The sequence below is a fragment of the Microcoleus sp. AR_TQ3_B6 genome (assembly GCF_036702785.1).
Classification (GTDB): Bacteria; Cyanobacteriota; Cyanobacteriia; order Cyanobacteriales; family Microcoleaceae; genus Microcoleus.
The window spans coordinates 1-7,169 of the sequence record NZ_JAUBVJ010000164.1; the positions used below are offsets into that span (position 1 = coordinate 1).

4 protein-coding genes and 1 pseudogene are annotated in these 7,169 nt (G+C 44.9%); 1 reads left to right on the forward strand and 4 read right to left on the reverse strand.

Annotation, left to right across the window (positions count from 1 at the left end; translation table 11 throughout):
* The 3 genes from QUB56_RS35810 to QUB56_RS35820 all read right to left on the reverse strand — a co-directional run.
* Positions 1 to 2,164: Ig-like domain-containing protein (locus tag QUB56_RS35810; RefSeq protein WP_332961114.1), on the reverse strand; the 2,164-nt coding region annotated here is incomplete at its 3' end.
* Between the two features lie 786 nt (positions 2,165 to 2,950).
* A complete protein-coding gene (locus tag QUB56_RS35815; protein WP_332961115.1) occupies positions 2,951 to 3,661 on the reverse strand; it encodes a hypothetical protein in 711 nt (236 codons plus the stop codon).
* Between the two features lie 273 nt (positions 3,662 to 3,934).
* Complete coding sequence (locus QUB56_RS35820) at positions 3,935 to 4,819, reverse strand: 4-hydroxybenzoate solanesyltransferase (RefSeq protein WP_332961116.1); 885 nt, start codon at positions 4,817 to 4,819, stop codon at positions 3,935 to 3,937.
* Positions 4,820 to 5,029: 210 nt separating this feature from the next.
* Between QUB56_RS35820 and QUB56_RS35825 the strand changes: the two genes are divergently transcribed.
* Positions 5,030 to 6,646, forward strand: a complete 1,617-nt coding sequence (locus QUB56_RS35825) for a Ppx/GppA phosphatase family protein (protein WP_332961117.1) — start codon at positions 5,030 to 5,032, stop codon at positions 6,644 to 6,646.
* A gap of 312 nt (positions 6,647 to 6,958) precedes the next feature.
* On the opposite strand, the pseudogene QUB56_RS35830 reads toward QUB56_RS35825, so the two are convergent.
* Positions 6,959 to 7,169 (reverse strand): annotated as a pseudogene (locus tag QUB56_RS35830) (calcium-binding protein); the annotation flags it as partial.

Sequence of the window (7,169 nt, forward strand, 5' to 3'; positions counted from 1 at the left end):
CAGTTACCGCGATGGTTTCTACCACTGAATTATCAGACAGTTTCTTAATGACCAGATTGCCACTTCCTTTTTGGATGGCTTCGCTAAAGTCGATCGCTAAGTTAGCGCTCACCCCAACGCCTGTGGCATTATCCGCGGGGCTGAAACTGCTGGCTGTGGGCGGGGTGGTATCGGCGGGTGCAACAGTTGTGAAATTCCAAGTGCTATTTCCAGTAATACCAGCATAATTGTTGCCAGCAATATCTTTAATCGCACCGTTGGCAATTTCCACGTAGTAATCAGTGCCTGCGGCTAAATCTGATGTTGGGTTAATCGTGAGTAGACTGCCACTAACGGTGACATTAGCAGCAGTTACCGCGATGGTTTCTACCACTGAATTATCAGACAGTTTCTTAATGACCAGATTGCCACTTCCTTTTTGGATGGCTTCGCTAAAGTCGATCGCTAAGTTAGCGCTCACCCCAACGCCTGTGGCATTATCCGCGGGGCTGAAACTGCTGGCTGTGGGCGGGGTGGTATCGGCGGGTGCAACAGTTGTGAAATTCCAAGTGCTATTTCCAGTAATACCAGCATAATTGTTGCCAGCAATATCTTTAATCGCACCGTTGGCAATTTCCACGTAGTAATCAGTGCCTGCGGCTAAATCTGATGTTGGGTTAATCGTGAGTAGACTGCCACTAACGGTAACATTATCAGCAGTTACCGCGATGGTTTCTACCACTGAATTATCAGACAGTTTCTTAATGACCAGATTGCCAGTTCCTTTTTGGATGGCTTCGCTAAAGTTGACAACTAAGTTATCAGCAACCCCAACGTCTGTGGCATTATCCGCGGGGCTGAAACTGCTGGCTGTGGGTGGGGTGGTATCGACGGGTGCAACAGTGCCACTAATGGTATATTGACCGACCCGTCCGTACTGACCAGTACTTTGAATGGAGAGAAAATAATTCCCAGCACTTACTGAGGTATTGATGTTAGCGAACAGGTTGCTAATAAGATTACTCGAAGCAATGATACTACCACTACTATTGATGAGTACCGCTAAGATATCAAGATTGGGCCCATATGGCGCGGGATTAATGGTCAAATTAAGTGATCCTGCACCCGCGCGGAAGGAAAATACATCAATGTCTGAGGTTTGCGTAATGATTCCTGAACCCGTTAAAGTTGTTGTACCTGACAAGGCAGTGGCTGAAAAGATGGTATTTCCATGATCGTCAGTTCGATAACCACCAAAACCGTTACTAGCTGCCGAGATGATACTCATATCATCTTGGTAACTGGTTGGGCCTAAGCTACTGGTTCCATTGTGCCAAGTCGTTAGGTTTTGGTAGTAGCTCACACCCATGATGGGTGCCCAGCCCGTATCTCCACTACCAGAACCGGGATTGTACTCTTCTATCAGATTACCAAAGGCATCATAGGTACTCTGATGATACAGTCCCAAACTGTGACCAACTTCGTGAGAAATGGCTTCCGCTGTATATTTAGCAGCACCATTAGCCAGATTGTCTTCAAATACAAAAACAGGTGTATCGTTGTTCCATCGCCATGAGTTCAGCCAAGCAACCCCTCCTGCTCCTCCCGATTCCTCATACCACTGATCCCAACTTCCCCCAATGACAACCCGAATATTATTTGCTGCGTTTAAGTTCCCAGGATCAATAGTTGTTACATCAACATTAAACGGTGCATAGTCTTCTGCCACTCGCTGCCAGATTTCTTGTATGGTGGCCACTTCTGTTGTGGAAAAGGTTGTGGTATCAGCGTCAATGCTGTAGGCAGGAGTGACAATATTTGCGCCCCTATTGTAAAAAGTATTCCAATCTGTTCCAGAAGTCGTGTGTCCATTAAAATCTAGGAATATTTTTGATGTTGCACTGGGGTTACTGCTCAGGAGTGGAAGTGATGCCACTGGTACCGTTGCACCCACTACAGGAGCGGGTTTTACGGGATATAGGTTAATATACGTGCTGCGACAACCCTCACAAATACAGCCTGTTAGGTGATTGTTTAGGTTTAATTTATTCCCCTGACTGTTTCCTAGTAAGCTAATATTCTCTGTTTCTGCTAGGTTGTTGGTTGCACTGCCACTACCGGTGGGATAGCGAAGGCTGCCAGAGGTTGATAAATTCTTGCGATCGGGCAATAGTGTGTCAAACATCGTATTTTTGCCTTTTTTGATGGGTAGTTTTTACTTTTGTCGCGCCTGTACAAATACACGCGAATTAAACTTAATGAGCAAAAGTTGAGAATATCGTTAAACTAGCTTAACTTTGGGTCGCTATGTATCTATGAGAACTGCGCCGGATTTTTTAGGCGTTTTGGAATGAAACTTTACACTGAGTGTTTAATAGCGAGTAGGAAATGGCACCGTTAGACATTTATTTTCTTCCTGTGGTAATTTTTGCCTGTACGCCATTTCCATACCTGTGGAAAAAAAGACGTACTTCTTTATACTTAATATTTTAGTAGAATGTCGTCTAATACACCAAAATCCTATCAGTTTTTAGAAGTCAGCGCCTCGGTAATATCTTGGAAGACTTTAAGGCAATTCGCTTAATAACTCAGTATATTCACTTATAATCCTGAAAAGGAGGAAGAAGCGATCGCACATCCGAGATCTGGGAGGTGCGGAGGTGCGAGCCACAGGAGACAAAGCAGAGAGACACAGGCTTTCAGGATTAAATCTATTTGAACCTCTTGTGTCAAAATTAAATCCTTCGAGTTTCACAGCAGTTCTCGGCGCCAACAGCCCTACAAAAAACTAAAAAATCTCCCCAACAATCATTCCCGCCAATTAGCAATTTTTCAACTATCTGTGAAGGTAAGGTTCCCTGTGTGTAACCTACAGATAGTGTCTGTGCGTAAGTCCTGTAGTTGATTTTGGATGAGAAGTATTTTCTAGTTGTTTTGTTGTCACACCATCATGACATCAATAATTTTCATCCTAGACAACTGGCTGTTGATTTTTTGCATCCCAGTAGAACAAAAACAAAACTATGATGGGCAATGCAGCAAAAATACTCGCAACGCACTCATATATTAATGCGACTCCAAAGTTATCCTGTTGTCCCATCAATGATAGCGGTAGATACAAAATCAAAGACACAATCATCGAAGCAATAAACAATCCAACATAGGTCAGAATCATCGTTCCAAATATCTCCCCTCTTTTCCCTTGAGTCAAATTCGCACTAACTTTTTGAGCCTTGGAGCCTTCTACACCTTCGAGCACGACAGCGACATCAATTAGTGCATAGCGCAATGCCAAAATGATACCTGGAACGATGAAAAGAATTAAACCACCTAGCACTATTAAGCCAGTGACAAAACGAGTTCCGAACAGCTTGAAACACTTTCGTCCTGCGTGGGTCATGGACTCACGATAAGTTGGATGAAGTCCCCGTTTCAATTGAGCAAGTGCATGAAGTAATGCACCCACGTAGATGGTACCAAACGAGCCTTCAATGAATTGCGACACTCGCAATTCTTGCATGGTCATACGCCACTCGTCTCCACCCGTCATCCCTGGAAAAACGTACAGGCGCAAATATATCAACAGAATTGACCCAGGCAACCATACTGTTAGCACTATCAAACTAAACAGCACAAAGTTTGAGGCGAACAATCCAATAGCTTCACGGATTTTTTGAATCATAAAGTCTAGGGTCTACATTATGAATAAATTTTTATATAAAAATTTAAATGTAGAGGTGCTTTCACACTAGCTTTTAAGTGTTATTTTGTCAACTAAATAAACTGACTTGGTGGCGAGCGCCTATCGCTTTAATCTTCACTGCTACTCTTTCTTTGCTTTCACTTGAGTGTTTCTGGAGCGCACTTTTTATTTCTCTGCTTCACGAGGCATATCAAGTGTAAGTTTTGTTGCGCGAGGGTTCAACCTAACCTACACTCGATCTGGGTGAACTTATCAAAAAATCTCCCCAACAATCATCCCCGCCAATATGAGAAACCCTACCCACACATTTTGGCGAAAGATTTGACCGTAAACCGGCTTAGGAATATCCGCCTTCCGCAGTTGACTGTACTGCAAAAACCACAAAATCGCCGCCCCACTAATTGCCATCCAAAAACCTATGTGCAAGTGCAGATTAATTCCCATTGCTGCTAACAAACCCACTGTACCCACAAAGAATAAACCCACAGCATTCGCGGCATTATCCCCAAAAAATATTGCGCTGGAATTCACTCCCAAACGCAAATCGTCTTCCCGATCGCTCATCGCATAAACTGTATCAAATCCCATCGTCCATAACACGACTGCACCCCACAGCAGCCCGGTCGCTAATTCTAATTGGTCAACGGCGGCGCTCCAACTAATTAACACTGCAAATCCCCAGGCTATTGATAACACTAATTGCGGCACCCGAAACCATCTTTTTGCTAGGGGATAGCAGATAATTACTGGTACAGCGGCCACACACAGCCAGAAACTTAACGGATTCAGATACAAAGCCAGAATCCCTGCGCATACCAAGGAAATTAATGCCACTCCTATTCCTGTTTGCACCGTGAGGGCGCGGGATGCTAGGGGGCGCGATCGCGTTCTTTCTACGGAGGGATCGATATCGCGATCCCATAAGTCGTTGATGACGCATCCCGCCGCACTTGTGGCTAAGGTACCCAACACAATCACTCCTACCAATGCAGCAGGTGGCTTCCCGTCTGCTGCTAAAAAGACGGCCCACAGGGCTGGAATCATTAAAATCAGCCTTCCTGCTGGTTTGTCCCATCTCAAAAGCCTCACGACGGTTAGCAATGTGGATTCGGGTTGGCGATCGGACTCTTTCAGCATTTCAATTCTAGATTTGATATTTTTAACTCTAGATTTTATCAAATTTTAGGCACAATCACTTACGCTCTCGGATGCCGATCGCACTTGGGCCGGAATTTAAAACAGGTAAAAGTCAATGCCACTGAGCATTTCCAGATTTTTGGTAATTTAAGAGAATGCCTAACTGGATTCGTGAAATAATCATAAATATCTGTCAACCCCGATACTCCAATGGTTAATTCACTTGCTTCTGCGGAGTCAAATCGCATTATTGCTGCTATTGATATGGGTACTAACTCGTTTCACATGGTGGTGGCGCGGATCGATCCGAAATTGCCCGCATTTACGATTATTGCTAGAGAAAAAGATACGGTTCGGTTGGGTGATTGCGAGGCTAAGACAGGGTGCTTGAAGTCCGAGGTTATGGTTCGGGCGATTGCCACTCTGGGCCGTTTTCTTGATATTGCTAAAACTTTCAATGCTGAACAAATTATCGCGGTGGCGACGAGTGCTGTTCGGGAAGCTCCTAACGGGCGGGATTTTCTCAAACAAGTTGCTGAAGAATTAGACCTGAATGTTAGTTTAATTTCCGGTCAGGAAGAAGCGCGGAGAATTTATCTCGGCGTTCTTTCGGGTATGGAATTTAACAATGAGTCGCAGGTGATTATTGATATTGGGGGCGGTTCTACGGAGTTGATTTTAGGAGACAGTTCTGAGCCTCGCTGTCTCACCAGTACAAAAATTGGTGCTGTTCGCTTAACAGGACAATTTGTCAAAACTGACCCGATTAGCAGGGAGGAGTTTGCTTATTTGCAAGCTTATATTCGGATTTCGCTGGAAAGACCGATCGACGAATTGCGCTCTCAAGTCTATGCTGGGGAACCTTTGCGCTTAATTGGCACTGCAGGGACCATCGAAACTCTGGCTGCAATTAACGCTCGCGAAAAGTTGGGAACTGTTCCGAGTCCGCTGGCTGGATATCAGTTAAGTTTAAAAGATTTGCGCGATTTAGTCAATCGCTTTCGCAAACTTTCTTACTCAGAAAGGCTGGCTATTCCGGGAATGTCGGACAAGCGGGCGGAAATTATTCTGGCAGGATCTTTGATTTTGCAGGAAGCGATGATACTATTAGGAATTGAATCGCTGACTGTGTGCGATCGCTCTTTGAGAGAAGGCGTAATTGTTGACTGGATGCTGGCGCACGGTTTGATTGAAAACCGCTTGCGTTATCAAGGTTCAATCCGCCAGCGCAGCATTATGCACATGGCTAACAAATATCAAGTCAATTTAGAACAAAGCGAAAGAACGGCAGTATTTGCGCTCAATTTCTTCGACCAAACTCAAGGAATTCTCCACAATTGGGGAACGGAAGAACGCGAGTTGCTGTGGGCTGCTGCGATTCTGCACAACTGCGGTTTGTACGTCAGTCATGCGGCGCACCACAAGCATTCTTACTATTTAATTCGCAATGGTGAGTTATTGGGATACACTGAAACAGAGATAGAAGTCATTGCAAATTTAGCTCGCTATCACCGTAAAAATCCTCCGAAAAAGAAACACGATAATTTTGTAATTCTGCCGAAAAAATACCGGGAAGTAGTAAGTAAGTTGCATCCTTTCCTGCGGTTGGCTGTGGCTTTGGACAGGCGGCAGATAGGGGCAATTTCGGGTTTTAAATGCGAATACCGCCCAGAAGTTCGAGAGTTTCATTTGCGGCTGCAACCGCTCAATCCCTCAGACGATTGCGCTCTGGAAATCTGGAGTTTGGATTATAAAAAGCCGTCGTTTGAAGATGAGTACAATCTCAAATTAGTGGCAACTTTGGATCCGACTCTGGTTCCAGTTTAACTACAAGGCAGAGCCGGGAAACGGGAAACTGTAGGGTGGAGTGCCTTCGAGAGTCTTCGTGGTGAAGAAGGTCCTCAAACGCTTGAAATCTCAATGGCGGAGTTCGTTAAATCTTTTGCTTTTAACAGGTGCTAGGATCGGGTAAAGCCGATCGATCGGCCCCATAGACCTATTGGGCAGCGAGCAGCGAAAAACTACGATATTGCAAGCATTTGAGGGACTTCGAGGTCAGGCTCGGCAGTCACGCCAGACAGGGCTGATGATATAGTGCTTAGCCAAAGATCGTAAAATCATTGAGAGCGATCGTACTAGCTAGCACCCATTGACAGCAGCCAACAGTTGACCCTTCTGACCAATCCTGATGAAATCTGAATTAGCATTTTGGGTAATACTAAGTGGAGCAAAAGTTAGAGTGCCCCCTAACACCAGTAAATCTTCACCTTTTATCAAATCAGTAATTAGATTCGGGTCGGAACCTGCTGTTAAAACAAAGCCATCGCGCCCGGAGGCCGCCACTGAGAAT

Excerpts from the sequence above, each read along its gene's own strand:
- QUB56_RS35815 (WP_332961115.1), bottom strand. The coding sequence starts at position 3,661 with ATGATTCAAAAAATCCGTGAAGCTATTGGATTGTTCGCCTCAAACTTT.
- QUB56_RS35825 (WP_332961117.1), top strand. The coding sequence starts at position 5,030 with ATGGTTAATTCACTTGCTTCTGCGGAGTCAAATCGCATTATTGCTGCT.
- QUB56_RS35820 (WP_332961116.1), bottom strand. The coding sequence starts at position 4,819 with ATGCTGAAAGAGTCCGATCGCCAACCCGAATCCACATTGCTAACCGTC.